The following is a 26,643-nucleotide window of genomic DNA, read 5'->3' on the forward strand; positions in this document are numbered from 1 at the left end:
TTGGCTGCCAAGAAAAAACCAGCGCCCAAACGCGGCGCCAGCCGTCAGACGGCCCCGGCCAAACAGCCGATTCCCGGCTGGGTATGGCTGGCGGTCGGCCTGACGGTCGGTGCGTTCATCGTTTTCCTGATGAAGCTCGAACCCGGTGGCGGTGACATCAAGCGCACCAAGCCCGAGCAGCAGAAGCCGGAGAAGGTGGCCGAGGCCAGCAAGTCGACCACCCCTGCAACGCCACAGCCGCCGGTGAAGCCGAAGTACGACTTCTATACCCTGCTGCCGGAATCCGAGGTGATCGTGCCGCCTGAGGCCGTGCCGGAGAAGACCCCGCCAGTACCTGCACAGCCGGTGACCCCGGTGACGCCGGCGGAAGCGGCGAAAATCGACACCGCTCGCGCTCAGGCAGCACTGCTGGGGCAGACACCGCCACCCGCGCCACCGGTGATCAAGCCGGCGGCGACCACGCAGTACTTCCTGCAGGCCGGTTCGTTCCGCAAGCAGGCCGACGCCGACAAGGTGCGCGCGCAGATCATCCTGCTCGGCCAGGCGGTCAAGGTCGAGTCGGGTACCGTCAAGGAAGAAACCTGGTACCGCGTGCTGGTCGGGCCGTTCAGCAACCGTGAACAGCTGACCGTGGCGCAGAAGCAGCTGGCGGGGGCCGGGTTCAGCAACCTGCTGCTGCAGCAGCGACAGACCCGCCAGTAACGAAAAAGGCCTTGCCGCACAGCGCGACAAGGCCTTTTTTGTGGGCGCCTGCCGCCCTATCGGCTGCGGGTGTTGGCTTCCGAAATCTGGCCGTTCAAGGTCCAGAAGTCGTACAGCACACCAATCAGGAACAGGCCGCCGGTGAAGAAGTAGATGATCGCCGAGATCCATTTGCCCTGGTACAGGCGGTGCACACCAAAGATGCCCAGGAAGGTCAGCAGGATCCAGGCGATGTTGTAGTCGATACGGCCGGACTGGAAACGCATGTCCGCCTCACGGTCCATCGACGGAATCAGGAACAGGTCGATCAGCCAGCCGATGCCGAGCAGGCCCAAGGTGAAGAACCAGATGGTCCCGGTGATCGGCTTGCCGTAGTAGAAACGGTGCGAGCCGGTAAAGCCGAATATCCACAGCAGGTAGCCGATGACCTTGCTGTGGGTATCGTGATACGGCGCCCCTTGCTGATAACTGTTCATTCATAGCCCTCGTGGGTTATCCGAAAATTTTCTAAAGAAAAATGTGACTTTTTCATCGCAGCCCGACGTACGGCAGCATGACAATCGACCAACGGCCCTGAAATGGAGCAAAAAGCTGTTATAAAGTTGCGCGCCAACACACACATAACATTCATAAGAGCTTCATCTATGCCGCCTTTATTCAAGACATGGCTGACCCTCTGCCTATTATTGCCCCTGGCCGCCCACGCCACCAATCGTGAGCAACGTCTTCCCAATGGTTTCACCGGCTACACCAGCAATGCCTCGGTGAAGCACGCGCCCGTCAAGCAGACCACGCTGCACGCACGCTCGAACCATTCGGGCAAGGGCCACAACCTGCCTGCTGTTGCGGCGATGTCGCCGAAGCAGAGCAGCGATGTGCTCAGCCGTGCGGTCAACGTGCTCGGTACCCCTTATGTTTGGGGCGGCAGCAACCCGAAAAAAGGGTTCGACTGCAGTGGGCTGGTCAAGTATGCGTTCAACGACGTGGCAGACGTCGACTTGCCGCGTACGTCCAATGCCATGGCCCAGGGCCACGGCGTGAAAGTGGCCAAGAGCGACCTCAAGCCAGGCGACCTGATCTTCTTCAATATCAAGAGCCGTCGGGTCAATCACGTTGCCATCTACCTGGGCAACGACCGCTTCATCCATGCGCCGCGTACCGGCAAGCGGGTGAGTATCGACAGCCTGAGCAAGCCTTACTGGCAGCAGCATTATGTGGTTGCCAAGCGGGTGCTGCCGAAAGAGCAGCAACAGCTGAGCCTGGCCAAGCGCTGATCTTTTAGGCGCTTTCCTGTACCGGCCTTTTCGCGGGGCAAGCCCGCGAATGGGTCGGTACAGGCGTTAGAGATCACTGATCAGCCCTTTACTCCTCAGCCCCCGCATCGCCCCCTCCATCGTCCGCATCCCCTCCGCCGCCCCCGCCTGCATCACCGAACACAACTGCGCCATCCGCCCCTCGCGCACCAGATTGCGCACCGCAGGCGTCGCCACCAGTACTTCTCGCGCCGCCACCCGGCCGCCGCCCACACGCTTGACCAGCACCTGTGCGACCACCAGGCGCAATGACTCCGCCAGCATCGCCCGCACCAGCGGTTTCTCCTCTGCCGCAAACACCTCAACCAGCCGGTCAATGCTGCTGGCCGCCGACCGCGTGTGCACCGTGGCCAGCACCAGATGCCCGGTCTCCGCAGCACGCAACGCCAGGCGGATGGTCTCCAGGTCGCGCAGCTCGCCAATCATGATCACATCCGGGTCCTGACGCAGGGCGCTGCGCAGCCCTTGGGCGAAGTCACGACAATGCCGGCCAATCTCACGCTGGTTGACCAGGCTGCATTGGCTGCTGTGGATAACTTCAACAGGGTCTTCAAGGGTGATGACATGCAGCGCCCGCTCGCGATTGAGCCGGTCGATCAGTGCCGCCAGGGTGCTCGACTTGCCGCTACCGGTCGGGCCACCCACCAGCACCAGTCCATCCGTATGCTGCGCAACGGCTTGAAACACTTCTTTGAGATCGAGCTCATCGACACTGGCAATGCGTTTTGGAATCAGGCGAAGCGTGGCCGCCAGACCGTTCAGTTGCCGAAACAGATTGAGACGAAAACGCCCCAGCGATGCCAACTCCAGTGCCAGATCCAGCTCATCGCCCTGAATCCATTGCCGGCACTGGCTCTCGTCGAGCAGCGGCGCCAGTACGTCGCTCAAGGCTGCAGACGTCACGCTCGGCAGCGCCATGCGCCGCAGCTCGCCATCCACGCGTAGCATCGGTATCTCGCCCGCTGCCAGGTGCAGGTCGCTCGCCCCTGCATCCACGGCCCGGGCCAACAGGTCGGTCACGTCCATGAGACTCCCCAATAGCCATCAAGCAGGTAGAATGCCGAAGATCTCCAGAGCCGACGGCATCGATCCATGTCCACCATAGCAGAGAACCTTTCCGCCCTCGCCGCCCGCATCCACAGCGCCGCCCAGGCTGCCGGACGCGACCCGGCCAGCGTCCAGCTGCTGGCGGTGAGCAAGACCAAACCGGCCAGCGCCATTCGCGAAATCCACGCCGCAGGCGTGCGTGATGTCGGTGAAAACTACCTGCAGGAAGCCCTGGCCAAGCAAGAAGAACTGCGCGACCTGCCCTTGATCTGGCACTTCATCGGCCCCATTCAGTCGAACAAGACCAAAGCCATTGCCGAACATTTCGACTGGGTACACTCCGTGGACCGCTTGAAGATCGCCCAACGCCTGTCCGAACAGCGCCCTGCGGGCTTGGCGCCACTGAACATCTGCCTGCAGGTGAACGTCAGCGGCGAAGACAGCAAGTCCGGTTGTGCCCCGGCCGACCTGCCTGCGCTGGCCAAGGCCGTGGCGGCACTGCCCAACCTGCGCCTGCGCGGGCTGATGGCGATCCCCGAGCCGACCGAAGACCGCACCGCCCAGGAGGCCGCCTTCGCCCGCCTGCGCCAGCTTCAGGAAAGTCTGGGCCTTGGCCTGGATACCCTGTCGATGGGCATGAGCCACGACCTGGAAGCGGCCATCGCTCAAGGCGCGACCTGGATACGTATCGGTACCGCCCTGTTCGGCGCCCGCAATTACGGCCCCGTCTGATTCCATGCTTTACTCACTCTTTCCCTCAAGGACCTGACATGAGCAAGACACGTATTGCCTTTATCGGCGCCGGCAACATGGCCGCCAGCCTGATCGGCGGCCTGCGTGCCCAAGGCCTGGACGCGGCGCAGATCCGTGCCAGCGACCCCGGCGCCGAGACCCGCACCCGCGTCCAGGCCGAACACGGCATCGAGGCTTTCGAAGACAACGCCCAGGCCATTGCCGGTGCCGATGTGATCGTGCTGGCGGTGAAACCGCAGGTCATGAAGGCCGTGTGCGAAGCGCTGAAGCCGAACCTCGAAGCTGGCCAACTGATCGTCTCGATCGCCGCCGGCATCACCTGCGCCAGCCTGCAGACCTGGCTCGGCGCCCGCCCGGTAGTGCGCTGCATGCCCAACACGCCAGCGCTACTGCGCCAGGGCGTCAGCGGCCTGTACGCCACCGCTGAAGTGTCCGCCGAGCAACGCCAGCAGGCCGAGCAGTTGCTGTCGGCCGTCGGCACTGCCCTGTGGCTGGAGCAGGAACAACAACTGGACGCCGTTACCGCAGTCTCTGGCAGTGGCCCGGCCTACTTTTTCTTGCTGATCGAAGCGATGACCGCTGCCGGCGAAAAACTGGGGCTGCCACGTGAAACCGCCTCGCAACTGACCCTGCAAACCGCCCTGGGCGCCGCGCACATGGCCGTGGCCAGCGATGTCGATGCTGCAGAACTGCGCCGCCGCGTCACCTCGCCAGCTGGCACCACCGAAGCGGCGATCAAGTCGTTCCAGGGCAACGGCTTCGAAGCCATCGTCGAGCAGGCGCTGGCAGCGGCGTCGAAGCGTTCCGCCGAACTGGCCGAACAACTGGGCAAATAAGGAGCTGTTGATGAATGCACTGTCCGGCGCCGCGATCTTCGTGGTGCAAACCCTGGTCAGCCTGTACCTGGTGATCGTCCTGCTGCGCTTCGTGCTGCAACTGGTCAAGGCCAACTTCTACAACCCGCTGAGCCAGTTCGCCGTGCGCGCGACCCAGCCACTGCTCAAGCCGATCCGCCGGGTGATCCCCAGCATCGGCGGCCTGGACACCTCGTCGCTGCTGCTGGCGATCGTCATCCAGGCGCTGCTGATGGGCTTCGTGCTGATGGTCACCTACGGCACCTTCGGCGATGTTCTGCACCTGCTGATGTGGGCCATCATCGGCATCACCTCGCTGTTCCTGAAGATCTTCTGGGTGGCGATGATCGTCATGGTGATCGTTTCCTGGGTCGCACCGAACAGCCACAACCCGGCTGCCGAGCTGGCCTGGCAGATCAGCGAGCCGGTGCTGGCGCCGTTCCGCCGCATCGTGCCCAACCTGGGCGGCATGGACATCTCGCCGATCTTCGCCTTCCTGGCGATCCAGGTGATCCAGTCGTTCGTCATGCCGCCGTTGGCCGCCTATGCCGGCATGCCACAGGAACTGTGGCGGATGATCTGACCCCATGCGCACCTGGCGGCAAGCCATTGCTTGCCGCTGGGGGTAGCGCTCTTTAGACTTACGCCTCCGTCAAGCGTGAGCAGGGTCGATGTCCACTGTCCTTCCCGAAGATTCCGTCGGTCTGGTTACACCGCAAATTGCCCGGTTCGATGAACCGCTGGCCCTGGCCTGCGGCCGTTCGCTGAACAGCTACGAGCTGGTCTACGAAACCTATGGCACCCTGAACGCCAGCGCGAGCAATGCCGTGCTGATCTGCCATGCCCTGTCCGGCCATCACCATGCCGCTGGCTACCATGCCGCCACCGACCGCAAGCCGGGCTGGTGGGACAGCTGCATCGGCCCCGGCAAACCGATCGATACCAACCGCTTCTTCGTGGTCAGCCTGAACAACCTCGGCGGCTGCAATGGCAGCACGGGCCCGAGCAGCATCAACCCGGTCACCGGCAAGCCCTATGGCGCCGAGTTCCCGGTACTGACCGTGGAAGACTGGGTGCACAGCCAGGCGCGCCTGGCTGATCGCCTGGGCATCCAGCAGTGGGCGGCTATCGTGGGTGGCAGCCTGGGCGGCATGCAGGCCCTGCAGTGGACCATGACCTACCCCGATCGCGTGCGCCACTGCGTGGATATCGCCTCGGCACCCAAGCTGTCGGCGCAGAACATCGCCTTCAACGAAGTGGCGCGCCAGGCCATCCTCACCGACCCCGAGTTCCACGGCGGCTCGTTCCAGGACCAGGGCGTGATCCCCAAGCGCGGCCTGATGCTGGCACGCATGGTCGGCCACATCACTTACCTGTCCGACGACTCGATGGGTGAAAAATTCGGCCGTGAGCTGAAGAGCGACAAGCTCAACTACGACTTCCACAGCGTCGAATTCCAGGTCGAGAGCTACCTGCGCTACCAGGGCGAGGAGTTCTCCGGCCGTTTCGACGCCAACACCTACCTGCTCATGACCAAGGCCCTGGACTACTTCGACCCGGCCGCAGCCAATGGCGGCGACCTGGCCGCGACCCTGGCCCACGTCAAGGCGGATTACTGCATCATGTCGTTCACCACCGACTGGCGCTTCTCGCCGGCCCGCTCGCGGGAGATCGTCGACGCCCTGATGGCGGCGCGCAAGAACGTCTGTTATCTGGAGATCGACTCGCCTTACGGCCACGATGCCTTCCTGATCCCCACGCCTCGCTACATGCAGGGTTTCGCGAACTACATGAACCGCATCGCCATCTGAGGACAGCATGAGAGCCGATCTGGAAATCATCCACGACTGGATTCCCGCCGGCAGCCGGGTACTGGACCTGGGCTGCGGCAGTGGCGAGCTGCTGGCTTCGCTGCGTGACCGCAAGCAGGTCACCGGCTATGGCCTGGAGATCGACGCCGATAACATCGCCGCCTGCGTGGCCAAGGGCGTCAACGTCATTGAGCAGGACCTTGACAAGGGCCTGGGCAACTTTGCCAGCAACAGCTTCGACGTGGTGATCATGACCCAGGCCCTGCAGGCCGTGGAGTACCCTGACCGCATCCTCGACGAGATGCTGCGGGTAGGCCGCCAGTGCATCATCACCTTCCCCAACTTCGGCCACTGGCGCTGCCGCTGGTACCTGGCCACCAAAGGTCGCATGCCGGTTTCGGACTTCATGCCGTACACCTGGTACAACACGCCGAACATCCACTTCTGCACCTTCGCCGACTTCGAAGAGCTGTGCCATGAGCGCCGTGCCAAGGTCCTCGACCGCCTGGCCGTCGACCACTTGCACCGTAACGGGTGGGGTGGGCGGCTTTGGCCTAATCTTCTAGGTGAAATCGGCATCTATCGCGTCAGCAGTCCGGGCCTGCAGGAGCATCAACTGGCGGTCTGACGCCCACCGGAGGATTCGCATCATGCGTCGCCTAGCCCTGTTCCTGATCAGCCTGTGCCTGGCCCTGCCAGTGATGGCGGCCGATGCCGCCCGACCCGAGCGCAAGGAAGTCTTCGGCGACGTGACGGTGCACTACAGCGCCTTCACCTCGAGCATGCTGCAAGCGGACATCGCCGCTGCCACCGGGCTCAACCGCAGCAAGAACCAAGGCGTGCTCAACATCGCCGTGCTCAAGGCCGAAAAGCCCACCATGGCGGTGGTCAGCGGTACGGTGAAAGACCTGACCGGGCGTACCAACCCGCTGTCGTTCAAGCAGATAACCGACCAGGGCGCGGTGTACTACATCGCCCAGTTCAAGATCGAGCAGGCCGAGACCCTGACCTTCGACCTCAACGTCGAAACCGGCGGGGTCAGCCATCAACTCAGTTTCAACCAGGAAGTGTTCCCAGGCGAATGATGAATTTCCAGCAACTCGTATTGGCCAGCCACAACGCTGGCAAACTCAAGGAACTCCAGGCCATGCTCGGCCAGTCGGTCCAACTGCGCTCGATCGGTGAGTTCAGCCAGGTAGAGCCCGAAGAGACCGGCCTGTCGTTCGTCGAGAACGCCATCCTCAAGGCCCGCAACGCTGCGCGCATCTCCGGCCTGCCGGCGCTGGCCGACGATTCCGGCCTGGCCGTGGACTTCCTCGGCGGCGCGCCGGGCATCTACTCGGCGCGCTATGCCGATGGCAAGGGTGACGCGGCGAACAACGCCAAACTCCTCGAAGCCCTGAAAGATGTGCCGCCTGAGCAGCGCGGTGCCCAGTTCGTCTGCGTGCTGGCCTTGGTGCGCCACGCCGATGACCCGCTGCCGATCCTTTGCGAAGGCCTGTGGCACGGCAGCATCCTGTTCGAGGCCAGCGGCGATCACGGTTTCGGCTACGACCCGCTATTCTGGGTACCGGAGCGCAAGTGCTCCAGCGCCGACCTCGCCCCTGTGGATAAGAACCAGCTCAGCCACCGCGCCCGCGCCATGGCCCTGCTGCGTCAACGTCTGGGCCTGGCATGATCGCAACGCTGTCCCAAGCTGGCACGGTGGCGCTCACCAGCCTGCCGCCGCTGGCGCTGTACATCCACATCCCGTGGTGTGTACGCAAATGCCCTTATTGCGACTTCAACTCCCACGCCGCCGGGCCTGAACTGCCGGAAGAAGCCTACGTCGACGCCCTGTTGACCGACCTCGACCTGGAGCTGGCCGCCGTTCAGGGCCGGACCCTGTCATCGATCTTCTTCGGCGGCGGTACGCCAAGCCTGTTCAGTGCCAATGCCCTAGGGCGCCTGTTGCGTGGCGTGGAGCAACGCATTCCGTTCGCGGCGGACATCGAGATCACACTCGAGGCCAACCCAGGCACCTTCGAGCAGGAGAAGTTCAAGGCCTACCGGCAGACCGGCATCAATCGCCTGTCGATCGGCGTGCAGAGCTTTCAGCCGGCCAAACTGGAAGCGCTGGGACGTATCCACAATGGTGACGAAGCGATCCGCGCTGCTGGGATGGCGCGTGCGGCCGGCTTCGACAACTTCAATATGGACCTGATGCACGGCCTGCCCGACCAATCGCTGGATGACGCGTTGGGCGACCTGCGCCGGGCCATCGACCTCGGGCCGACCCACCTCTCGTGGTACCAGCTGACCGTCGAGCCGAACACGGTGTTCTGGAACCAGCCACCGGAGCTGCCTGAAGACGACATCCTCTGGGACATCCAGGAGGCCGGCCAGGCGCTGATGGCGGCGAACGGTTTCAAGCAGTATGAAGTTTCGGCCTATGCCCAGGCTGACCGTGCCGCCAGGCACAATCTCAACTACTGGCGCTTTGGTGACTTCATCGGCATCGGTGCCGGCGCCCACGGCAAGCTGACCTTTGCAGATGGCCGTATCTTGCGCACCTGGAAGACCCGCCTGCCCAAGGATTACCTGAACCTGGCCAAACCGTTCAAGGCTGGCGAGAAGCCGTTGCCGGTGGATGAGCTGCCGTTCGAGTTCCTGATGAACGCCCTGCGCCTCACCGACGGCGTGGAAGCCGAGCTGTTCACCCAGCGCACCGGGCTGCCCCTGGCGCAGCTGGCCGAAGCCCGCCGCGCAGCCGAACAAAAGGGCCTTTTGCAGGTCGAACCGGATCGACTGGTGGCCACGCCGCGCGGCCAGCTGTTCCTCAATGACCTGCTGCAGTATTTCTTGACCTAAGGATGACCCATGGATCTGGTACTTGATCTGCTCGCCACGGTTTCCCGCTGGAGCCGCAGCAATCTGTCTGAGATTTCCCTGGCCTTGGTAGGCTGCCTGCTGGTGCTGTTCGGCACCGACATCAAAGGCTGGGTGGACCAGCGTCTGGGCGCCTTGGCCGGCGCGCTACGGGTGCCGGTGATGGCTGCCCTGGTGATGATCGGCAGTGGAGCGGCGCTGATCTATGCCACGCCGTGGGTGGTGAAGGGGCTGGGGCAGTTCAACAACTACGCGCTGGCTCCGGTGTTGTTGGTGGTGCTGGTGTTGATTGGCGTGGTGGCTGACCGCCGCGGGTGAACCTGCTAAAAGCTGCCCCGGGGAACCAGGGCAGCCCTACCACCTGATTAGCCCTTACTGGGCATCATCGAAGTGATCACGCATGAAGTCTCGAACAGTCTTGAGCACAGTCAAGATCCGGATGAGCTTCCAGACGCGGCTCAGCGCATCAAGCAAACGCTTCATAAGCCTTGGCCTCCGTGTTGGCGGGCCAATCTTCCAGCATCTAACCGGCGCTTCGATGCCTTCGAAAACCATGTGAATGATTTCAGTGAAGTGGCCAGGTAAATGGCCCTTCGAGCAGAGTCACCGGCACGGTTCTCAGGCCGTGTCGAAGGGGCCGGAAAGCAGAATTCTTCTCCTACCCGGCCCATCACCGATACTCATCCACACAGGAGCAGCGCGATCATACTTGGGATGTACTGCCAAAGCTGTTAACAGCTCCGACACACATGATGCTGGATATTGCTGATCATTGACGCGCCACCTGAGGCTACCTATGATTAGTTGACCATGTGTATGATTTCAGTGAAGCCCCAGAGCGAAGGATACTCAGTCCTGTCGCTCCCATAAAAAAACCGCTCTTCTCAGAGCGGTTTTTTTCGCCTGCATTTCTACAGGCGCAGCGTATCGAAAGGCTCAATCCGCCAATCAATCCACCTTTTCGAACTTCAAATCCCACACCCCATGCCCCAGCCGCTCGCCGCGGCGTTCGAACTTGGTGATCGGGCGCTCTTCCGGGCGCGGCACATAGGTACCGTCTTCAGCACGGTTGCGATAGCCCGGGGCGGCGCTCATCACTTCCAGCATGTACTCGGCATACGGCTCCCAGTCGGTGGCCATGTGGAACACGCCACCGGGCTTGAGCTTGCGACGTACCAGTTCAGCGAACTCCAGCTGGACGATGCGACGCTTGTGGTGACGCGCCTTATGCCATGGGTCCGGGAAGAACAGCATCAGGCGGTCGAGGCTGTTGTCGGCCACGCAGCGGTTGAGCACTTCAATCGCATCGCAGTCATAAACCCGGAGGTTCTTCAGGCCCTGGGTCAGCACGCCGTTGAGCAGCGCGCCAACACCCGGACGGTGCACTTCGACACCGATGAAGTCCTGTTCAGGCGCGGCAGCGGCCATTTCCAGCAGGGAATGGCCCATGCCGAAGCCGATCTCCAGGGTGCGCGGCGCCGAACGGCCGAACACCTGGTCGTAGTCCACCGGGCTGTCGGCCAGCGGCAGGATGAACTGCGGGCCGCCCTGGTCGAGGCCGCGTTGCTGCCCTTCGGTCATGCGCCCGGCGCGCATCACGAAGCTCTTGATGCGGCGGTGTGGGCGCTGGTCGCCGTCGGCGGAGATCGGCGTATCTTGCGAGTCAGTCATCAGGGGCTCTTACTTGATCAGACCATCCAGCGGCGAAGAGGCGCTGGCATAAAGTTTTTTCGGCATGCGGCCGGCCAGGTAGGCCATGCGGCCAGCGAGGATGGCGTGCTTCATGGCCTCGGCCATCAGCACTGGCTGCTGGGCATGGGCGATGGCCGAGTTCATCAGCACAGCCTCACAGCCCATTTCCATGGCGATGGTGGCGTCGGAGGCGGTACCGACACCTGCGTCAACCAGCACCGGCACCTTCGACTCTTCGAGGATGATCTGCAGGTTGTACGGGTTGCAGATGCCCAGGCCAGTGCCGATCAGGCCGGCCAGCGGCATCACCGCGATGCAGCCGGCTTCGGCCAGCTGGCGGGCGATGATCGGATCGTCGCTGGTGTAGACCATCACGTCGAACCCGTCCTTGACCAGCACTTCGGCGGCCTTGAGGGTTTCGATCACGTTGGGGAACAGGGTTTTCTGGTCGGCCAGCACTTCCAGCTTCACCAGGGTGCGCGACTCGTGGGACTTGTGACCATCGAGCAGCTCACGGGCCAGACGGCAGGTACGCACCGCCTCGACAGCGTCAAAGCAACCTGCGGTGTTTGGCAGGATGGTGTACTTGTCGGGCGACAGCACGTCGAGCAGGTTCGGCTCGCCCGCATTCTGGCCAAGGTTGGTCCGGCGCACGGCCACGGTGACGATCTCGGCACCCGAGGCCTCGGTGGCCAGGCGGGTTTCTTCCATGTCACGGTACTTGCCGGTGCCGACCAGCAGACGCGACTGGAAAGTGCGCCCGGCCAGGATGAAGGGCTTGTCGCTACGAACGTTGCTCATCGTTGTTCCTCGGGAAAAGATTGCTGGGCTTGCAGGTGAATCGCCGGGCCGGGCTCAGCCGCCACCGATGGCGTGGACCACTTCGACCTGGTCGCCTTCGTTCAGCTGCGTGCTGTCGTGCTGGCTACGCGGCACGATATCCAGGTTGAGTTCCACCGCTACCCGGCGCCCGGTCAGTTCCAGTCGGGTCAGCAGGGCCGCGACGCTTTCGCCAGCGGGCAATTCGTAAGGTTCACCGTTCAGTTGAATGCGCATGCGCACGGCCACCATTGTTCTTTGGGGCCCGCATTCTAGCGCCGATCCACACATGAACCCAAGGGCGCTGCACGCCATTAGTCGCGATAGTGGACCGATTGGTCAGCCCAGGCGCCAGGCAGCCAGGCCCAGGCACAGCCAGCCGGCGAGGAAGCACAGGCCGCCGATGGGAGTGATGATGCCCAGTTTGCCCAGGCCGCTGAGAGTCAGCAGGTACAGGCTACCGGAGAACAGCACGATCCCCAGGGCGAACAGACCGCCGGCCCAGCCGACCAGACGCCCAGGCAGGTGCGCCGACAGCACGGCGACACCGAAGATCGCCAGGGCATGCACCAGCTGATAGGTCACCCCCGTATGGAAAATGGCCAGGTAATCGGCAGTCAGGCGATTCTTCAGCCCATGTGCGGCGAACGCGCCCAGGGCGACGCCGGTAAAGCCGAAAAAGGCGGCGAGCATGAGGAAGCTGCGAAGCATGGGACGACTCCTGGTATCGGGTCTGTATAATGGCCCGTTCCACCGGTCCGGCCAAGCCATTGCCATGCTGTCATCCATTCTCCGCCGCCTTGCCCGCGCCCTGCTCTGGTTCGCTGCCGGCAGCATCGTGCTGGTGTTGGTGTTTCGCTGGATACCACCGCCAGGCACGGCCTTGATGCTCGAGCGCAAGGTGCAATCATGGGTGAGTGGCGAGCCGATCGACCTGCAGCGCGACTGGGAACCGTGGGAAAATATCTCCGACGAGCTCAAGGTAGCGGTCATCGCCGGTGAGGACCAGAAGTTCGCCAGCCATTGGGGCTTCGACATTCCGGCCATCCAGGCAGCGCTAGCGTACAACGAGCGTGGCGGCAGCATTCGTGGCGCCAGCACCCTGACTCAGCAGGTGGCCAAGAACCTGTTCCTGTGGTCGGGTCGCAGCTATTTTCGCAAGGGTCTGGAGGCCTGGTTCACCGCGCTGATCGAGCTGTTCTGGTCGAAGGAGCGGATTCTCGAGGTCTACCTGAACAGCGCCGAGTGGGGCAAAGGCGTGTTCGGTGCTCAGGCTGCGGCGCGTTATCACTTTGGCGTGGATGCCAGCCGACTGACCCGCCAGCAGGCCGCTCAGCTGGCCGCCGTGCTGCCGAGCCCGATCAAGTGGAGTGCCAGCCGGCCGAGTGCCTATGTGGCCAGCAGGGCAGGCTGGATTCGCCGGCAGATGAGCCAGCTGGGTGGGCCCAGCTACCTGATGCAACTGGACAGCTCGCGCAGGCCGTAAGCCTCACAAAAAAGCCGCTCACCCTCTCGGGTCAGCGGCTTTTCAATGCAGCCAGGCTTGATCAGATGGTGATCAGCGCCTTGACCTTGTTCATCGCATTCTTCTCCAGCTGGCGAATACGCTCAGCCGAAACGCTGTACTTGTCAGCCAGCTCATGCAACGTAGCCTTTTCTTCCGCCAACCAGCGCTGGTAGAGAATATCGCGGCTACGGTCATCCAGGCCTTGCAGTGCTTCGTGCAGGTTGCTGGTGGAGTTGTCGCTCCAGTCGGCATCCTCCAGCTGCACAGCCGGGTCGTAACGGTGGTCTTCCAGATAATGCGCTGGCGACTGGAAGGCGCTGTCATCATCCGCTTCGGCTGCCGGGTCGAAGGCCATGTCCTGGCCACTCAGGCGGCTTTCCATCTCGCGCACTTCACGTGGCTCGACGCCGAGGCTTTCCGCCACGCGATGAACTTCGTCATTGTTCAGCCAGGCCAGACGCTTCTTCTGGCTACGCAGGTTGAAGAACAGCTTGCGCTGAGCCTTGGTGGTGGCCACCTTGACGATGCGCCAGTTGCGCAGGATGAATTCGTGGATCTCTGCCTTGATCCAGTGCACGGCGAAGGACACCAGGCGCACGCCCATTTCCGGGTTGAAGCGCTTGACCGCCTTCATCAGGCCGACGTTGCCTTCCTGGATCAGGTCGGCCTGCGCCAGCCCGTAGCCTGCATAGCTACGCGCGATATGTACAACAAAACGCAGGTGGGCCATCACCATCTGCCGAGCGGCCTCGAGATCCTGCTCATAGTAGAGACGCTCGGCCAGATCACGCTCCTGCTCGACAGACAACAGCGGGATGCTGTTGACCGTGTGCACGTAGGCTTCCAGGTTTGCACCGGGTACCAGGGCATAGGCAGGTTGCAACGATGTGGTCATTCAAGAACCTCCGACTTACAAAACTCGCGCCTTGTGGGCGCTGCCAACATTGACCCGGAACGACCGTACAAGTTCCATCGTGAAGAAAATGTCAATGCTGGCACGTAAAAACTATCGCGGTGCCAGCTCGTTCAAGTGGCGGGCGACTGCGATCCATGCACCGATATACCCCAACAGCACCGCTCCGATCAAGAGCGACAGACCATCGGACGCTGGCACCCCGCCCAGGGCGAAGTCACTGCCATACAGCCCGGACAGCCCTACCACGGCCTCGTTCAGCCAGTTCAGGCCAAAGGCCAGAATAGCCCAGGCCAGCACGCCCGCACCCAGGCCGTACAAGGCGCCCATGTACAGGAAAGGCCGGCGTACGTAGCTGTCGGTGCCGCCTACCAGCTTGATCACTTCGATCTCGATACGGCGGTTTTCGATATGTAGACGAATTGTGTTACCGATTACTAACAGCAGCGCAGAAATCAGCATCACTGCCAGGCCGAAGACAAAACGGTCGCCCAGCTTGAGGATTGCCGCCAGGCGCTCCACCCATACCAGGTCCAGCTGCGCATTCTCCACCCTTGGCAGCTCCGACAGGCGCTGACGCAGGGCTTCCAAGGCCGGCTTGTCGACTTCGGTCGGGGTCACCACTACCACACCGGGCAAAGGATTATCAGGCAGCTCGCGCAGGGCTTCGCCCAGTCCGGACTGCTGCTGGAACTCTTCCAGGGCTTGCCCGGGGCTTACGTACTGGGCATCGGCGACGCCTGGCATGCGCCTGATGTCGTCGCGCAGGGCCTCACCCTGCTGGCTGCCCGCATCGAGCTTGAGGTACAGCGAAATCTGCGCAGCGCGCTGCCAGGAGCCACCCAATACCTCGATGTTCTTCAACAGCAGCGACAGGCCCATGGGCATGCTCAGGGCCACGGCCATCACCAGGCAGGTGAAAAAGCTACCGATCGGCTGCTTGCCCAGGCGCCGCAGGCTGTCGGCGAGGCTGGCGCGATGGCTTTCCAGCCAGGCGTGCAGCAGGGTGCGGAAGTCCGGGCCGTCGTCATCGTGATCGCCGCCCTTCTTCTTGGCCGGCTGCGGGTCGGCAGCCTTGGGCGCAACGCGCTCGGAAACCTTTGGTGTACGTGTAGTGCTCATTGCCCGGCCTCCCCATCGCCGATCAGACGACCGCGCTGCAGGGTCAGCATGCGGTGGCGCATGCGCGCAATCAGTGCCAGGTCGTGACTGGCGATCAGAACCGTGGTGCCCAGGCGGTTGATGTCCTCGAACACACCCATGATCTCCGCAGCCAGGCGCGGGTCAAGGTTACCGGTGGGCTCATCTGCCAGCAGCAAGGCCGGTTGGTGGACGATGGCGCGGGCGATACCGACCCGCTGCTGCTGGCCAGTGGACAGGTCGGCTGGGAACAGCTCGCCCTTGTCGGACAGCGACACCCGCTCCAGCGCCGAGTCCACGCGCTTGGCGATCTCGGCCTTGGACAAGCCGAGAATCTGCAGCGGCAGGGCGATGTTGTTGAACACCGTGCGGTCGAACAGCAGCTGGTGGTTCTGGAACACCACGCCGATCTGCCGGCGCAGGAACGGGATCTGCGCATTGCTGATCTGGCCCAGGTCCTGCCCGGCCAGCATCAGCTTGCCGCTGGTCGGGCGTTCCATGGCCAGCAGCAGGCGCAGCAAGGTGCTCTTGCCCGCGCCCGAATGCCCGGTGACGAACAGGAATTCGCCCCGGCGCGCCCGGAAGCTCAGCTCATGCAAGCCGACATGGCCGTTAGGGTAGCGCTTGGCAACCTGCTCGAATCGGATCATGGTCAGTCTCGCTCGGCGAACAGAGCCTTGACGAACGGCTCGGCTTCGAAAGTACGAAGGTCGTCGATACCTTCACCGACGCCGATGAAGCGGATCGGGATGTTGAACTGCTTGGCCAGGGCAAAGATCACCCCGCCTTTGGCAGTGCCGTCCAGCTTGGTCAGGGCCAGGCCGGTCAGCTCGACGCTCTGGTTGAAGTACTTGGCCTGGCTGATGGCGTTCTGCCCGGTACCGGCGTCTAGCACCAGCAACACCTCATGCGGTGCCTCGGCGTCGAGCTTGCCGATGACCCGGCGGACCTTCTTCAGCTCTTCCATCAGGTTGTCTTTGGTGTGCAAGCGGCCGGCAGTGTCGGCGATCAGCACATCGACACCACGGGCCTTGGCGGCCTGCACGGCGTCAAAGATCACCGAGGCGGAATCGGCGCCGGTATGCTGGGCGATCACCGGGATCTGGTTACGCTCGCCCCAAACCTGCAGCTGCTCCACGGCAGCGGCACGGAAGGTGTCACCGGCAGCCAGCATGACCTTCTTGCCTTCCAGCTGCAGCTTCTTGGCCAGCTTGCCGATGGTGGTGGTCTTGCCGGCACCGTTCACGCCGACCACGAGGATCACGTAGGGCTTGTTCTGCGCCTGGACCTTCAGCGGCTGCTCGACCGGGCGCAGCAGCGCGGCCAGTTCTTCCTGAAGTGACTTGTACAGCGCGTCGGCGTCAGCCAGCTGCTTGCGGGCAACCTTCTGGGTCAGGTTCTGGACGATGGCCGAGGTCGCCTCGACGCCGACGTCGGCGGTCAACAGGCGGGTTTCGATCTCGTCGAGCAGGTCGTCATCGATGACCTTCTTGCCCAGGAACAGGCTGGCCATGCCTTCGCCGATGCTGGCGCTGGTCTTCGACAGGCCCTGCTTGAGGCGGGCGAAGAAACCGGGCTTGGACTGCTCGGTGGCAACCGGGGCAGCCACCACGGGGGTTGGTTCCGGTTCGGCGGGCGCAGGGACCGCGACAGGGGCCACGACCACCGGCTCCGGTGCCGGACGCTCCGGTATCACCGGTGGCGCCTTCGGCTCCAGGTCTGGCACCAGCGCCACAGGCTCTTCGGCAACCGGAAGTACCAGGTTGCTGACCGGGGCGGCATGCTCGACTACCGGGGCAACCTCAACCGGTACCGCCTGCAGAGGCATGGAGGCGACAGGTTCAGGCGCCGGTGCAACCAGCGGCGCAGAAGCAATCGGCTCAGGCTCGGGCGCCTGCACCGGCTGGGAAGCGACCGGCTCTGGCACAGGCACTTCGACCACCGGAGACACAGGCTCGATCGGTGCAGGCTGCTGCGCCTCGACAAGCGGCTGCTCGGCTGCAGGCTGCGGCGCTACCGGCTCGGCTGGCTGCACCTCGGGCGCTTGTGGCTCAGGCGTTTGAGGCTGTTCGGCGACAGGTTGCTGCGGCTTCTTGCGAAACCAGCTGAACAGGCCTTTTTTCTCGCCAGCCTCGGCCGGCGCTTTTTTGTCGTCGTTGGAACCAAACATGGAAGACGGCTATCTCAGGGTAGCGATGGGCCAGCAACTGGCGCATCGGGAATTCTCTAAACGCAGAACAGACTATTTTGAATCCGACTGGTTCATGCGCAATGTTTTGTCTTAATGGGCCTGCGGGCCAGAACGGCGACAGGCATGGTCGCCAGGCAACCGGATCAGTATCCTAGCACCTCCTGGCCCGCCGACGCTAAACCAGCGGGCCGCCGAACAGGTTAATCACCGTATGAATGCTCTAGCCCGCCGCGCCGCTGGCCTGTTGCTCAGCACGCTCTGCCTGCCGCTTGCGGCCTTTGCCGCCGACGTGCAACCGACCCACGAATTCATCCTCGACAACGGCCTCAAGGTGGTCGTGCGCGAAGACCACCGTGCCCCGGTGGTCGTCTCGCAGATCTGGTACAAGGTCGGTTCCAGCTACGAGACCCCGGGCCAGACCGGCTTGTCCCATGCCCTGGAGCACATGATGTTCAAGGGCAGTGCCAAGATCGGCCCTGGCGAGGCCTCGCGCATCCTGCGTGACCTCGGTGCGGAAGAAAACGCCTTCACCAGCGATGACTACACCGCTTATTACCAGGTGCTGGCCCGCGACCGCCTGCCGGTGGCCCTGGAGCTGGAGGCCGACCGCCTGGCCAGCCTGCGCCTGCCGGCCGACGAGTTCGCCCGCGAAATCGAGGTGATCAAGGAGGAGCGCCGCCTGCGTACCGATGACCAGCCAAGCTCCAAGGCCTTCGAGCTGTTCCGCGCCATGGCCTTCCCGGCCAGCGGTTACCACACCCCGACCATCGGCTGGATGGCCGACCTCGAGCGCATGAAGGTCGAGGAGCTGCGCCACTGGTACGAGTCCTGGTACGCACCGAACAACGCCACCCTGGTGGTGGTCGGCGATGTCACCGCCGATGAAGTCAAAGGCCTGGCACAGAAATACTTTGGCAGCATTCCCAAGCGCACCGTGCCACCCGCCAAACTGCCGCTGGAACTGGCCGAGCCAGGCCAGCGCCAGCTGACCCTGCACGTGCGCACCCAGTTGCCGAGCCTGATCTACGGCTTCAACGTACCGGGCCTGGCCACCGCCAAGGACCCACGCACCGTGCACGCCCTGCGGCTGATCTCGGCGCTGCTCGATGGCGGCTACAGCGCGCGCATGCCGGCACGCCTGGAACGTGGCCAGGAGCTGGTGGCCGGCGCCTCGTCCAGCTACAACGCCTTCACCCGCGGCGACAGCCTGTTCCTGATCTCGGCCACGCCGAACGTGCAGAAGCAGAAAACCCTGGTCGACGTCGAAAAAGGCGTCTGGCAATTGCTCGACGAGCTCAAGACCACCCCGCCGAGCGCCGAAGAGCTGGAGCGCGTGCGTGCCCAGGTCATCGCTGGCCTGGTCTACGACCGCGACTCCATCAGCAGCCAGGCCACTACCATCGGCCAGCTGGAAACCGTCGGCCTGTCCTGGAAGCTGATCGACAGCGAGCTGGACGAACTCAAGCGTGTCACCCCGGAAGACGTGCAAAACGCAGCACGCACCTACTTCACCCGCGAACGCCTGAGCGTTGCCCATGTACTGCCCGAGGAGTCCGCTCATGAGTGATCGCAGCGCACCACGCTACACCCTGATCGGCACGGGCATCATCGCGCTGGTGGTGGCCGTGGCCGCCGTGCTTGCCCGGCCGGCCCATTCCGAAGCCGATAGCAGCGCCGCGCGCCCGGCCAATACCCTGCAATCGCTGGCCGAGCTGGATGGCAAGGCGCCCAGCCGACGCCAGCTGAACATCCAGAACTGGACCACCGCCGAAGGCGCCCGGGTATTGTTCGTCGAGGCCCGCGAGCTGCCGATGTTCGACCTGCGCGTGACCTTTGCTGCCGGCAGCAGCCAGGACGGCAACACCCCGGGCCTGGCCACCCTGACCAACGCCATGCTCAACGAGGGTGTGGCCGGCAAGGACGTGACCGCCATCGCCGAAGGCTTCGAAGGCCTGGGTGCCGACTTTGGCAACGGTTCCTACCGCGACATGGCCGTGGCGTCGCTGCGCAGCCTGAGCGCCAAGGACAAGCGTGAGCCGGCCCTCAAGCTGTTCGCTGAAGTGACCGGCAAGCCGACCTTCCCGGAAGATGCACTTAAACGCATCAAGAACCAGCTGCTTGCCGGTTTCGAGTATGAGAAGCAGAACCCTGGCAAGATCGCCGGCAAAGCCCTGTTCAGCAAGCTCTACGGCGACCACCCTTACGCCCAGCCAAGCGATGGCAGCGTCGAGAGCGTGCCAGGCATCACCCTCGAGCAGCTTCGCGCCTTCCACGCCAAGGCCTATGCCGCTGGCAACGCAGTGATCGCCCTGGTCGGCGACCTCAGCCGCGAGGAAGCCGAGGCCGTCGCGGCGCAAGTATCCGCTGCCCTGCCCAAAGGCCCGGCACTGGCCAAACCGGCCCAGCCGGTAGAACCCAAGGCTGGCGTCACTCATATCGACTTCCCGAGCAAGCAGACTCATCTGATGCTCGCCGAACTCGGTATCGACCGCCAGGACCCGGACTGGCCGGCACTGTCGCTGGGCAACCAGATCCTCGGCGGCGGCGCCTTCGGCACCCGCCTGATGAGCGAAGTCCGCGAAAAACGCGGCCTGACCTACGGTGTGTACTCGGTATTCAGCCCGATGCAGGTGCGCGGCCCGTTCATGATCAACCTGCAGACCCGTGCCGAACTCAGTGAAGGCACGCTCAAGCTGGTCCAGGACATCCTCGCCGATTACCTCAAGGGCGGCCCGACCCAGCAGGAGCTGGACGATGCCAAACGCGAACTGGCCGGCAGCTTCCCGCTGTCCAACGCCAGCAATGCCAGCATTGTCGGCCAATTGGGCGCGATCGGTTTCTACAACCTGCCACTGACCTGGCTGGAAGACTTCATGCAGCAGTCACAGGCGTTGACCGTCGAGCAGGTCAAGACGGCGATGAACAAGCACCTGGCAGCCGATAAACTGGTGATCGTCACCGTTGGCCCGAAAGTGCCACAGCAGCCACTGCCTGCCCCCACTGACAAACCGTCCGAGCAGCCGCTCGGCGTACCGGAGCACTAATGCCTAGATCCACCCCTCCCGCCCGCCCGCAGCAGGGCCAAAGCAAGGGCCAGGGTCACCTGCGCATCATCGCCGGCGAATGGCGCAGCCGCCGCCTGGCGGTACCGGAAGGCGAAGGCCTGCGCCCAACGCCCGACCGCGTGCGCGAAACCGTGTTCAACTGGTTGGCACCCTACATCGAAGGTGCCCAGGTACTGGATGCCTTCACCGGCAGTGGCGCGCTGGTGCTCGAGGCGCTGTCCCGCGGCGCCGAGAATGCCGTGGCGCTGGACAGCAACCCGGCGGCTATCAGCAACCTGAAGAACAACCTCGAAATCCTGCGCTGCCCACGCGGGCAGATCCTGCAGACCGACGCCTTGCGCTACCTGCAGAACCCGCCCAAGCAGCAGTTCGACGTGGTGTTCCTCGACCCGCCGTTCCACCAGGACCTGCTGGCCAACACCTGTAACCTGCTGGAACAGAACCAGTGGCTGCGCGAACAGGCGTGGATCTACACCGAAAGCGAGGCGGCCCCATCGACGCTGCCGATGCCCGGCAACTGGCGCCTGCATCGCGAGAAGAAGACTGGCCAGGTGCACTATGCGCTGTGGCATCGGGGCTGATTACGCTTTAAACCGTATTTAGTTACCGCAAACCCGCTGTCGCCATGGTTGAAGATGCTCCCACGTTCTCGCAGGAGCACTTCAACCATGATCGAACACCCTTCTCAGCCCACCCAGGGCAGCACCGTACAATCATTCACCCTTGCCAACGGCCTGCGTATCTACCTGCGCGAAGACCATCGTGCACCGCTGGTCAGTGCGCAGCTCTGGTATCACGTTGGTTCGAGCTATGAGCCAGCAGGCCATAGCGGTCTCTCCCATGCCTTGGAACATCTGCTGTTCGAAGGCAGCAGTAAACTGACAAGTGGCCAGTATTCAGCCGTCATGACCCGCCTCGGCGGCGACCCGAATGCCCACACCTTCACCGACGCCACGGTCTTCCCGCTGACGCTGCCAGGCAGTCGGCTTGAAATTGCTCTGGAGGCCATGGCCGACGTCATGGCCAGCGCAACGATCAGTGATGGACCTTTCGCTCGCGAACTGGACGTGGTCATGGCCGAACGCCGAGAGCAAGTCGACAACGCCCCCTGGTCTCTGGCACTGGAGCATCACCATTCACTGGCCTACGGCACTGGCGGCTATGGCACGCCAATCGTTGGTCTCAAGGCTGACCTTGAACACCTGACCCCGGCGGCTGCCCGAACCTGGTACCAGAGCTGGTACCACCCAAACAATGCCACGCTGGCAGTCGCCGGCGACATCACCCTGCTACAGCTGCAAACCTTGGTAACCCGGCACTTTGCAACGATTCCCGCCAATCGCCTGCCGGCACGCCAGACCACTTCCGCCCCGCCAGCACAAGCTCGACGCCATCAGACACTGCGTCTGCCAGGCTTTTATACCGGCACCATTCTCAGTTTCAACCTTCCCAGCCAGTGTACCGCCCAGGCTGCCGAGCAAGCCTACGCATTGCGCCTACTGCCCGATCTGCTGGCTGACGGGTACAGCAGCATCCTGCAGCGGCGACTGGTTCTGGATGACCCGATTTTGCGGGGCCTGCGCTCATCCTACGAACCCTGGCAGCGCGGTGACAGCCTGCTGGTTCTCTACGCACTTTGCAGCCAGCAGGTAACGCCGGAGAACGCAGCCGAAAGGCTGATGCTGGAGATCGAAGCGTTTCGTCAGTCGGCACCTTCCATGGAAGACCTTCAACGTGCCAAGGCTCGCCTACTGGCAAGGGAGCTGTTCGAAAGGGACGCCATCGACAAGCAAGCCCACACGATCGGCAAACAGGCCGCCTGCGGCCTGGACCCGGTAGCACTGGACGATGAGCGACAGGCCATCGAAGCCGTGACAGCCGAGCAGGTCGGCCTGGCAGCCCTTGAGTTTCTGACCGACTCCCGCGCTGCCATTACGTTCATGCACGACAAGGAGACCACTCATGCATGATTCGACAGCAACCCAAAACAGCATCTACGGCGGCCTGGTCTCAGCCCAAGGACTCGACCTGGATCAGTTCGAGTCCATCCTCACTCAGGTGCAGGCCTGGACGACAGAAGCAGGCACAAACGTGAAATTCGTCGAAGCCCGCGGATTGCCTATCGTCGATGTGATACTGAGGTTCAGGGCCGGTACGGTCCAGGACACTGCGCCCCCCGGCCTGGCAGCACTGACGCTGTACATGCTCGATGAAGGTAGCCAGCAGTACACGGCCACCCAGCAAGCCGAGCATCTCGAACGCCTGGGCGCAATCTTCGAAAAGCAGATACGTCTGGAGCATGCGACGCTGAGCCTGCGTAGCCTGAGTAGCCCGGCCGTGCTAGAGCCAGCCCTGGCGCTATTCACCGACCTCGTGGCACACCCTGCATTCCTCTCCTCTGCTCTGGAGAAGGTCAAAGAGCAGTTGTTGCAGAACAGCGCTTTACGTGATCGACATCCCGTACTAAGGGCGCGCAGCGAAGCCTTCCGCCATTTGTTCAGTGGCCATCCTTATGGCCGCCCACTGGGCAGCACCGAACAGGGTGTAACGGCGGTTACTCAGGACGATTTGCGCACATTCCACCAAAGAGCCTATTCCGCCAGCAATCTGGAGATGGTCGTGGTCGGAGACCTTTCCCTCACTGAGGCTCAAGCACTCTCACGCCAGATCAGCCTGGCTCTGCCACGGGGCTGGTCCGCAGCAGATCTGCCAACGGTCCCAGCCGCCACCGGCGCGACGCTCAAAGTCGAACAGCCTGGCGCGAGCAGTGCTGCCCTGCTGGCACTCCCCTTGAACGTACCCGCCAATGATCCGGAGTTCCCGGCCCTGGTGCTGGCCAGCAATGTACTGGGAGAAGGGCTCGAATCGCGCTTGATGGTGGAGCTGCGACAACGCCGCGGCCTCACTTACGGCGTGCAGACCCGCATGGCGCCATTACGGGCAGGCGGGCTGTTCACCGTCGAATGGGAAGTCGCACCGGCGCATGTGCAGGGCTCTCAGGATCTGGTGGTGACCTTGCTGCGCGATTTTATCGAACAAGGGCCAACCCAGGCCGAGCTGCAAGTGGCACGCAAACAACTGGAGGGGCAATTGCTGCGTGGTGTCGCCCAGAACAAGCACCTGGCGGGATTGCTTTCGGAGCTGACCCATCAAGGTCAACCCGACGATCATCTCAACACCTACCTCGAGCGCATCAACAGATTGACTCCGGCAGATGTCCGCGCCGCCATGCAGCGCCATCTCGACCTAAACTACAGCGTACATGTCAGTGTCGGCCCAAGCGTCGAGCAGCAACCTCTGCCAGCCCCCCACCAATAGCGCAGGTACAGTGGCGGCGTTTCATGGCACTCTACGCAGGCACATCACGAGTCGCCCAGCATGCCCAGTCTCACCGCCACATTCCGCCCGGCCATCGGCCTGTCCAACCCCCACCTGCAAACCCTGTGGGGCCCACTGTGGCGCAAGTTGCCTGAGCTGGAACGAAGCCGCGAACGCCTGTGGCTGGCCGATGGCGATTTTCTCGACCTCGACTGGCATGGGCCACATAACGCGGATGCGCCACTGGTGCTGGTGCTGCACGGTTTGACCGGATCGTCCCGTTCACCCTATGTCAAAGGCTTGCAGCAGTCGCTACAGGCACGCGGCTGGGCAAGCGTGGCGGTCAACTGGCGTGGCTGTTCGGGTGAACCCAACCTGTTACCACGCAGCTACCATTCCGGCGCCAGCGAAGACCTCGCCGAGGTGGTCACCCACCTGCGTGCCCAGCGCCCCTTGGCACCGTTGCATGCCGTCGGCTACTCGCTGGGCGGCAATGTGCTGCTCAAGTACCTGGGGGAAAGTGGCACCGCCAGCCAGTTGGAGTCGGCCGTGGCGGTATCGGTGCCGTTTCGCCTGGATCAGTGTGCCGACCGCATCGGCCAAGGCTTTTCCAAGGTGTATCAGGCGCATTTCATGCGCGAGATGATGGCCTACGTGCAGTTGAAGCAACGGCACTTCCGCGACCGCGGGCATCACGAGGGGCTGGCCGCGCTCGACCGGCTAGGGCCCTTGGACAGGTTGAAGACCTTCTGGGACTTCGACGGCAGGGTCACCGCGCCGCTCAACGGTTTCAGCGATGCCCACGATTATTATCGCCGCTCATCGAGCCGGTTCTATCTGGGGGAAAACCGCACGCCGACACTGATCATCCATGCCACCGATGACCCGTTCGTGTTCGGCCACAGCCTGCCCACGGCCAGTGAACTGGCACCGCAGACACAGTTCGAGCTGCATGAGCGGGGTGGGCATGTGGGGTTCGTCGACGGCAGCCTGCGGAACCCGGGCTATTACCTGGAGCGGCGGATTCCGCAGTGGCTGGTCGACGGTCAGTGATTATTCGCCAGTCGCCACGCCGTGCTTGGGATCATTGATCCATTCGCTCCACGACCCCGCGTACAGCTTGCCCAACGGATACCCCGCCAGCGCCAGGGCAAACAGGTTATGGCAAGCCGTCACCCCTGACCCGCAATAGGCCACCAATTGTTCCGGGGCACGTCCGGCCAACTTCTCGGCAAAGCGCTGCTTGAGCTGTTCCGGTGCCAGGAATCGCCCATCGGCACCGAGGTTCTCATTGAAGGCCGCGCACTGGGCGCCCGGAATATGCCCTGCCACAGGGTCGATCGGCTCGACTTCACCGCGGAAGCGCGGCATCGCACGGGCATCGATCAGGGTCAGGTCAGGGCTGCCCAGGCGCTTGGCCAGGTGTTCGGCATCAATCAGCAGCTTGGCGTCCGCCTCGCCATTGAACGTCCCCTCGCGTTTGGCCGGCGCATCCAGGCTCAGCGGCAGGTGCGCCGCATGCCAGGCCTTGAGGCCACCGTCGAGGATAGCCACGCCACTGCGCTTGCCCAGCCAGACCAGCAACCACCAGGCTCGGGCGGCAAAGGCGCCAGGGCCATCGTCGTACAGCACCACTTCGCTGTCGTCGTCCAGGCCCCACTCGCGCAAGCGCTCGACCAGCCGGTGCGGGTCCGGCAACGGGTGGCGGCCGGTGCGGCCCTTGCTGACCGGACCGCTCAGGTCACGCTCCAGGTCGGCAAAATGCGCCCCGGCGATATGCCCCTCGGCATAACTGCGTTGGCCGTAATCCACATCCTCCAAGGCAAAACGACAATCAAGGATCACCAGCTTGGGCGAGTCCAGACGCTCGGCCAGCTGTTGCGGGGTGATCAATTGCGCAAGGGGCATGACAATCTCCTGATCGATGGCTCGAAGGCCCTGGTTACTGTTCCAAGGCCTGATTGAACGGAACGTGGAATTCCTGGCACAGGGCGTCCACGGCGCTGCGGGCGTTACTGGTGACGAAACCCAGCTCCAGCACCAGCACCTGATAGACGCCGCGCTTGAAGGCTTCTTCACCCAGATGCGCGGAATGTTCGCGCGTGGTGCTGAGAAAACGAACCCACGAGGTCAGCACGATCCAGGCATTGATGGTCAGCGACTCGATCTGCGCAGGCTCCATGGTCAGGATCCCGGCATCGACGAAGCCACGGTAGATCGCCTGGCCCTGGCGCAGGCAGCGTTCGGAAAAGCGCCGGTAGCGGGCGGCCAGTTCGGGGTCGCTTTCCAGCAGGTGTTCCAGGTCACGGTGCAGGAAGCGGTAGTTCCACATGGCCGCGAGCAGCGCCTTGAGGTAGAAGCGTTTGTCCTCGACCGTGGCCACGCGGCCCTGCGGCGGGCGCAGGAAGCTGTCCACCAGCTCTTCGTACTGGCTGAACAGCAGGGCGATGATCGCCTGCTTGTTGGGGAAGTGGTAATACAGGTTGCCGGGCGAGATTTCCATGTGCGCGGCAATGTGATTGGTACTGACGCTGCGTTCGCCCTGCTGGTTGAACAGCTCCAGGCTGTTCTGCACGATGCGCTCTCGGGTTTTCATGCGCGGGGCCATGCTCAGCTCCCAGTCTGCGGGCTTTCGATAATGGGTCATCTT

The 26,643-nt window shown here is 63.2% G+C and carries 30 protein-coding genes; 18 read left to right on the forward strand and 12 right to left on the reverse strand.

All coding sequences use genetic code 11. The features are described from left to right. Positions 1 to 702 (forward strand): SPOR domain-containing protein, encoded by a 702-nt coding sequence (locus C2H86_RS10375; RefSeq protein WP_103446075.1) that lies wholly within the window; start codon positions 1 to 3, stop codon positions 700 to 702. Positions 703 to 758: 56 nt separating this feature from the next. Here the strand turns inward: C2H86_RS10375 and C2H86_RS10380 are convergent, their stop codons facing one another. Continuing rightward, entirely contained in the window at positions 759 to 1,178 is a 420-nt protein-coding gene (locus C2H86_RS10380) for an NINE protein (protein WP_159412484.1), read from the reverse strand. A gap of 168 nt (positions 1,179 to 1,346) precedes the next feature. On the opposite strand from C2H86_RS10380, the gene C2H86_RS10385 reads away from it, so the two are divergent. After that, entirely contained in the window at positions 1,347 to 1,976 is a 630-nt protein-coding gene (locus C2H86_RS10385; protein WP_159412485.1) for a C40 family peptidase, read from the forward strand. 66 nt (positions 1,977 to 2,042) lie between these two features. On the opposite strand, the gene C2H86_RS10390 is transcribed toward C2H86_RS10385, so the two are convergent. Further along, positions 2,043 to 3,041, reverse strand: coding sequence for a type IV pilus twitching motility protein PilT (locus C2H86_RS10390; protein WP_159412486.1), 999 nt, complete (start codon positions 3,039 to 3,041; stop codon positions 2,043 to 2,045). Positions 3,042 to 3,107: 66 nt separating this feature from the next. Here C2H86_RS10390 and C2H86_RS10395 point away from each other — a divergent pair, with 66 nt between their 5' ends. From C2H86_RS10395 to C2H86_RS10435, 9 genes are all read left to right on the forward strand, one after another. Further along, complete coding sequence (locus tag C2H86_RS10395) at positions 3,108 to 3,794, forward strand: YggS family pyridoxal phosphate-dependent enzyme (RefSeq protein ID WP_159412487.1); 687 nt, start codon at positions 3,108 to 3,110, stop codon at positions 3,792 to 3,794. A gap of 38 nt (positions 3,795 to 3,832) precedes the next feature. Beyond that, a complete protein-coding gene (gene proC, locus C2H86_RS10400) occupies positions 3,833 to 4,651 on the forward strand; it encodes a pyrroline-5-carboxylate reductase (RefSeq protein ID WP_159412488.1) in 819 nt (272 codons plus the stop codon). Between the two features lie 10 nt (positions 4,652 to 4,661). Further along, entirely contained in the window at positions 4,662 to 5,252 is a 591-nt protein-coding gene (locus C2H86_RS10405) for a YggT family protein (protein WP_027920981.1), read from the forward strand. 88 nt (positions 5,253 to 5,340) lie between these two features. Then, positions 5,341 to 6,480 carry a homoserine O-succinyltransferase MetX gene (metX, locus tag C2H86_RS10410; RefSeq protein ID WP_159412489.1) on the forward strand — a complete coding sequence of 380 codons (1,140 nt, stop codon included), beginning with the start codon at positions 5,341 to 5,343 and terminating at the stop codon, positions 6,478 to 6,480. Positions 6,481 to 6,487: 7 nt separating this feature from the next. Continuing rightward, positions 6,488 to 7,108: a methionine biosynthesis protein MetW gene (metW, locus tag C2H86_RS10415; RefSeq protein WP_015272149.1), complete on the forward strand. Its 621-nt coding sequence runs from the start codon at positions 6,488 to 6,490 to the stop codon at positions 7,106 to 7,108. 22 nt (positions 7,109 to 7,130) lie between these two features. Continuing rightward, positions 7,131 to 7,565, forward strand: coding sequence for a DUF4426 domain-containing protein (locus C2H86_RS10420; protein ID WP_159412490.1), 435 nt, complete (start codon positions 7,131 to 7,133; stop codon positions 7,563 to 7,565). After that, the gene (rdgB, locus tag C2H86_RS10425; RefSeq protein ID WP_159412491.1) at positions 7,562 to 8,158 is read left to right on the forward strand and encodes an RdgB/HAM1 family non-canonical purine NTP pyrophosphatase; all 597 of its coding nucleotides are present in this window, start codon (positions 7,562 to 7,564) and stop codon (positions 8,156 to 8,158) included. The genes C2H86_RS10420 and rdgB overlap by 4 nt, the downstream gene beginning before the upstream one ends. Beyond that, positions 8,155 to 9,330 (forward strand): radical SAM family heme chaperone HemW, encoded by a 1,176-nt coding sequence (gene hemW / locus C2H86_RS10430; protein WP_159412492.1) that lies wholly within the window; start codon positions 8,155 to 8,157, stop codon positions 9,328 to 9,330. Before rdgB ends, hemW begins: the two co-directional genes overlap by 4 nt. 9 nt (positions 9,331 to 9,339) lie before the next feature. Then, positions 9,340 to 9,666 (forward strand): DUF3392 family protein, encoded by a 327-nt coding sequence (locus tag C2H86_RS10435; RefSeq protein WP_027920975.1) that lies wholly within the window; start codon positions 9,340 to 9,342, stop codon positions 9,664 to 9,666. 630 nt (positions 9,667 to 10,296) lie between these two features. Here C2H86_RS10435 and trmB read toward each other — a convergent pair. The 4 genes from trmB to C2H86_RS10455 all read right to left on the reverse strand — a co-directional run bounded on the left by trmB (position 10,297) and on the right by C2H86_RS10455 (position 12,570). Next, entirely contained in the window at positions 10,297 to 11,019 is a 723-nt protein-coding gene (gene trmB, locus C2H86_RS10440) for a tRNA (guanosine(46)-N7)-methyltransferase TrmB (protein WP_103446094.1), read from the reverse strand. Positions 11,020 to 11,028: 9 nt separating this feature from the next. Further along, positions 11,029 to 11,841: a thiazole synthase gene (locus tag C2H86_RS10445; RefSeq protein WP_027920973.1), complete on the reverse strand. Its 813-nt coding sequence runs from the start codon at positions 11,839 to 11,841 to the stop codon at positions 11,029 to 11,031. A 54-nt stretch (positions 11,842 to 11,895) separates the two neighbouring features. Then, a complete protein-coding gene (gene thiS, locus C2H86_RS10450) occupies positions 11,896 to 12,096 on the reverse strand; it encodes a sulfur carrier protein ThiS (protein WP_033696634.1) in 201 nt (66 codons plus the stop codon). Positions 12,097 to 12,198: 102 nt separating this feature from the next. Continuing rightward, the gene (locus C2H86_RS10455) at positions 12,199 to 12,570 is read right to left on the reverse strand and encodes a DUF423 domain-containing protein (protein WP_060498067.1); all 372 of its coding nucleotides are present in this window, start codon (positions 12,568 to 12,570) and stop codon (positions 12,199 to 12,201) included. Between the two features lie 64 nt (positions 12,571 to 12,634). Between C2H86_RS10455 and mtgA the strand changes: the two genes are divergently transcribed. Continuing rightward, a complete protein-coding gene (gene mtgA / locus C2H86_RS10460) occupies positions 12,635 to 13,345 on the forward strand; it encodes a monofunctional biosynthetic peptidoglycan transglycosylase (protein WP_159413081.1) in 711 nt (236 codons plus the stop codon). 61 nt (positions 13,346 to 13,406) lie between these two features. On the opposite strand, the gene rpoH is transcribed toward mtgA, so the two are convergent. The 4 genes from rpoH to ftsY all read right to left on the reverse strand — a co-directional run bounded on the left by rpoH (position 13,407) and on the right by ftsY (position 17,589). Beyond that, positions 13,407 to 14,261, reverse strand: a complete 855-nt coding sequence (rpoH, locus tag C2H86_RS10465) for an RNA polymerase sigma factor RpoH (protein WP_079230062.1) — start codon at positions 14,259 to 14,261, stop codon at positions 13,407 to 13,409. A gap of 111 nt (positions 14,262 to 14,372) precedes the next feature. Next, entirely contained in the window at positions 14,373 to 15,401 is a 1,029-nt protein-coding gene (gene ftsX / locus C2H86_RS10470; RefSeq protein WP_079230063.1) for a permease-like cell division protein FtsX, read from the reverse strand. After that, complete coding sequence (gene ftsE, locus C2H86_RS10475; protein ID WP_012274659.1) at positions 15,398 to 16,069, reverse strand: cell division ATP-binding protein FtsE; 672 nt, start codon at positions 16,067 to 16,069, stop codon at positions 15,398 to 15,400. The genes ftsX and ftsE overlap by 4 nt, the downstream gene beginning before the upstream one ends. 2 nt (positions 16,070 to 16,071) lie before the next feature. Beyond that, positions 16,072 to 17,589, reverse strand: coding sequence for a signal recognition particle-docking protein FtsY (ftsY, locus tag C2H86_RS10480; protein WP_159412493.1), 1,518 nt, complete (start codon positions 17,587 to 17,589; stop codon positions 16,072 to 16,074). A 232-nt stretch (positions 17,590 to 17,821) separates the two neighbouring features. On the opposite strand from ftsY, the gene C2H86_RS10485 reads away from it, so the two are divergent. The 6 genes from C2H86_RS10485 (at position 17,822) to C2H86_RS10510 (ending at position 25,046) form a co-directional block, all read left to right on the forward strand. Beyond that, on the forward strand, positions 17,822 to 19,177 hold the full coding sequence (locus tag C2H86_RS10485) for a M16 family metallopeptidase (RefSeq protein ID WP_159412494.1): 1,356 nt from the start codon (positions 17,822 to 17,824) through the stop codon (positions 19,175 to 19,177). Then, on the forward strand, positions 19,170 to 20,654 hold the full coding sequence (locus C2H86_RS10490) for a M16 family metallopeptidase (protein WP_159412495.1): 1,485 nt from the start codon (positions 19,170 to 19,172) through the stop codon (positions 20,652 to 20,654). Before C2H86_RS10485 ends, C2H86_RS10490 begins: the two co-directional genes overlap by 8 nt. Next, on the forward strand, positions 20,654 to 21,256 hold the full coding sequence (rsmD, locus tag C2H86_RS10495; protein WP_159412496.1) for a 16S rRNA (guanine(966)-N(2))-methyltransferase RsmD: 603 nt from the start codon (positions 20,654 to 20,656) through the stop codon (positions 21,254 to 21,256). Before C2H86_RS10490 ends, rsmD begins: the two co-directional genes overlap by 1 nt. 87 nt (positions 21,257 to 21,343) lie before the next feature. After that, on the forward strand, positions 21,344 to 22,645 hold the full coding sequence (locus C2H86_RS10500) for a M16 family metallopeptidase (RefSeq protein WP_159412497.1): 1,302 nt from the start codon (positions 21,344 to 21,346) through the stop codon (positions 22,643 to 22,645). Beyond that, positions 22,638 to 23,993 carry a M16 family metallopeptidase gene (locus C2H86_RS10505; RefSeq protein ID WP_159412498.1) on the forward strand — a complete coding sequence of 452 codons (1,356 nt, stop codon included), beginning with the start codon at positions 22,638 to 22,640 and terminating at the stop codon, positions 23,991 to 23,993. The genes C2H86_RS10500 and C2H86_RS10505 overlap by 8 nt, the downstream gene beginning before the upstream one ends. A gap of 60 nt (positions 23,994 to 24,053) precedes the next feature. After that, a complete protein-coding gene (locus C2H86_RS10510; RefSeq protein ID WP_159412499.1) occupies positions 24,054 to 25,046 on the forward strand; it encodes a hydrolase in 993 nt (330 codons plus the stop codon). On the opposite strand, the gene C2H86_RS10515 is transcribed toward C2H86_RS10510, so the two are convergent. Both C2H86_RS10515 and C2H86_RS10520 read right to left on the reverse strand, forming a co-directional pair. After that, positions 25,047 to 25,901 (reverse strand): sulfurtransferase, encoded by an 855-nt coding sequence (locus C2H86_RS10515; RefSeq protein WP_159412500.1) that lies wholly within the window; start codon positions 25,899 to 25,901, stop codon positions 25,047 to 25,049. Between the two features lie 34 nt (positions 25,902 to 25,935). Beyond that, the gene (locus C2H86_RS10520) at positions 25,936 to 26,601 is read right to left on the reverse strand and encodes a TetR/AcrR family transcriptional regulator (RefSeq protein ID WP_159412501.1); all 666 of its coding nucleotides are present in this window, start codon (positions 26,599 to 26,601) and stop codon (positions 25,936 to 25,938) included. Positions 26,602 to 26,643 lie beyond the last annotated feature (42 nt).

This window comes from Pseudomonas putida, from assembly GCF_009883635.2.
Classification (GTDB): Bacteria; Pseudomonadota; Gammaproteobacteria; order Pseudomonadales; family Pseudomonadaceae; genus Aquipseudomonas; species Aquipseudomonas putida_W.